Genomic DNA, 2,452 nt, shown 5'->3' on the forward strand with positions numbered 1-2,452 from the left:
GACGCGATACGCCAGGGCGGATATGAAATCCCTGATCAGCCGACAGCAACCATTACAAGGATCTGCGCGGTACTTTCTGCCTGGAGATGCATAGCTGAGATCACATCCCTGATGGATTCCGAGGCTTCATCGAACAATCAATGGCTGCCTCTTCAGCGTCTTGCAAGCCGGGCTGATAAGGATCTTGATTCAATAAGGGCCGGGAAGCTTTCTCCGGGCATTAGCGTCAGTCAGGATCCAGCACCTGAGCCTGATTCAGGAATATCTGTAGTCGCTCCTAAGCCCATGTTCGATACTTCCATGTGGGAGAAGTTCTGATGGCAGGCGCGTCTTTCAAAATGAATCTTTCGTCTCTGGCAGGGCCGGTGGCTTTCGCGGTGGCAGCCGTCAAAAACAGACAGGACATGGCCAAAGCCATTGGCAACATGCTGGTTTCATCGACCATAGAAAGATTCGAAAAGGGAGAAGATCCGGAAGGCAACAAGTGGTCGATATCCCAAAGGGCAAAAGATGAAGGCGGCCAGACCCTGGTTGACAAGGCCATTTTGAAAAACTCGATCACCTTCGAGGCATCACCTGAAATGGTCGTTGTCGGCACAAACGAAGAATACGGCGCGATCCACCAGTACGGAGGCCAGGCAGGCAGAGGCAAAAAAACAAGAATCCCGGAAAGGCCTTACCTGGGTTTCAATGAAGAGGATGCGGAAGAGACCGTGGCGATTATGCACAGATTTTTGTCCAAAGCTTTCGGAGGAGGAAGATGAAGGCAATCGCTGACAGCATAATAAGAAGCACGGCAAGCAGTCTGGGGATAAACCATGTGCTTGATAAGCCCGACAAGTCCGACATCACCATGCCTGTTCCAAGAATAGAACTGACCTGGCTGCCTGAAGAACTGAAGCGGTCTTTCAGGAGAATCTCAAGGCTGAAACAACCCAATGTTCCTGAAGTGACAATACGCAGCCGGGTTTATCAGCGGAGCCTCAGGATCAGGGCCGAAGTTGTAAGCGACAACGAGGATTGGCTCGAATCATTTGTGCCGGGATTTCTTGCGGCTCTGCCAGGCAAGACTGCTGATGGAAATGGCAATCTTGTGACGGTGAGAGCTGTCAAGGCCGAGCGCCAAGGATACGGCACTAAAATGGTCGAGGTGTTCAAGCGTCGCACGGCATCGATCCACATCATTGTCAGCGGCATGGTGTGCGACGATCAGAATATCCCGCTGATAACAGACGTGAATATTGTCAACGGAACAAATATTGGAGGCTGATATGCCAGACGAAAATCCAAATGAAAACAAAACCGAACGCGCAGCGGATACGGGCATCCAGGATGGAGCAAATCAGGCTGCGGATACCAGATCAAAAAAGCAGAAAGAATCTGCTTTTTCCGGGCTTCCTGAAATTATTGATATTGAAACTCTGGCTGAAGAAGCCGGGCTTGCGGACTGGGAAAGGGTCGCCTTTTTCCGGGCAGCTGAATGGGCCGGAGGCAAACAGGTAAGCCGTGAGGATTTCATGGCGGCCCTGGACAGATTCAAGGCCCGCAGAATGGGTGGAGGGAGGATATAAATGGGCGATGTACTCGAATTCTTAAACGATGGCATAAGCGGCATTTCTCCGGGTGACGTGTCGGGATCCGTGATGGTGGCGGGAGTTTGCAGCACAGGAACTCCGGGCAAGGCTTATCTACTGGGCAGATCTTCGGATCTTAACGCGCTTTTGGGTGTCGGGCCTCTTGTGGACAGGCTGAGGGATATTTTCGCCACATCAGGCCAGGACTCTGTTGTTATTGCCGTGCCTGTTGCCGGGCTGCCTGGCGGTTATATTTCTCCAGTGCGTCATACTGGCACTGGGCCTGATGGCACAGCCACAGGATCGCCTACCCTGAATGCCGACGTGGTCGTGGAGATTGTCGTGGGCGGGGCGCTTGCCACGGCCACTTACAAGCTTTCAACCAATGGCGGATCAACATTCGGAACCACAACTCCGACAGCGGCGAATGGCCAGATTACAGTACCCGCGACAGGCGCTACCCTGACCCTTTCCGCAGGAACCCATATTGCTGGCGACAGGTATATGTTCGCCGTCCGCACTCCGATCGGGCCTGTGACAAAGACAGGAACCGGGCCGGATATTACCGCGTCAGGAACGCCAAAGGCCGGAGCTGACATCCTTCTGACAATAGTCGCGGGAGGCGCTCTGAACACGGCCACATATACACTCAGCCTTGACGGCGGTGATTCGACATCCCAGGTGCAGACTGTTCCTCTTTCCGGAGTGATCGCATGCGGAGATATCGGCGTCACCATAACAGCAACCGGAACCCAGGTGGCCGGAACAATCTATGCATTTTCGGTTCTTGAGCCGGTTCCATCCATAAGCGGAATCATGACAGCCATTGATCAACCGCTCGCAAGATTTGACGTGGAATCAGTCTATATTGTCGGGCC

At 53.2% G+C, this 2,452-nt stretch carries 5 protein-coding genes; all 5 read left to right on the forward strand.

Annotated elements, in window-relative coordinates; genetic code table 11:
* Positions 1–318 (forward strand): hypothetical protein (locus K245_RS28170; RefSeq protein ID WP_027360785.1); only part of this gene is annotated, 318 nt, incomplete at its 5' end.
* A complete protein-coding gene (locus K245_RS0121360; protein ID WP_027360786.1) occupies positions 318–764 on the forward strand; it encodes a phage virion morphogenesis protein in 447 nt (148 codons plus the stop codon). The genes K245_RS28170 and K245_RS0121360, both read left to right, overlap by 1 nt.
* Positions 761–1,270: a hypothetical protein gene (locus K245_RS0121365; protein ID WP_027360787.1), complete on the forward strand. Its 510-nt coding sequence runs from the start codon at positions 761–763 to the stop codon at positions 1,268–1,270. Before K245_RS0121360 ends, K245_RS0121365 begins: the two co-directional genes overlap by 4 nt.
* A 1-nt stretch (position 1,271) precedes the next feature.
* Positions 1,272–1,571 (forward strand): hypothetical protein, encoded by a 300-nt coding sequence (locus tag K245_RS0121370; protein ID WP_035277942.1) that lies wholly within the window; start codon positions 1,272–1,274, stop codon positions 1,569–1,571.
* The coding region (locus K245_RS0121375) for a DUF2586 family protein (RefSeq protein ID WP_027360789.1) at positions 1,572–2,452 on the forward strand (881 nt) is incomplete at its 3' end.

It is taken from the genome of Desulforegula conservatrix Mb1Pa, from assembly GCF_000426225.1.
GTDB classification, from domain to species: Bacteria; Desulfobacterota; Desulfobacteria; order Desulfobacterales; family Desulforegulaceae; genus Desulforegula; species Desulforegula conservatrix.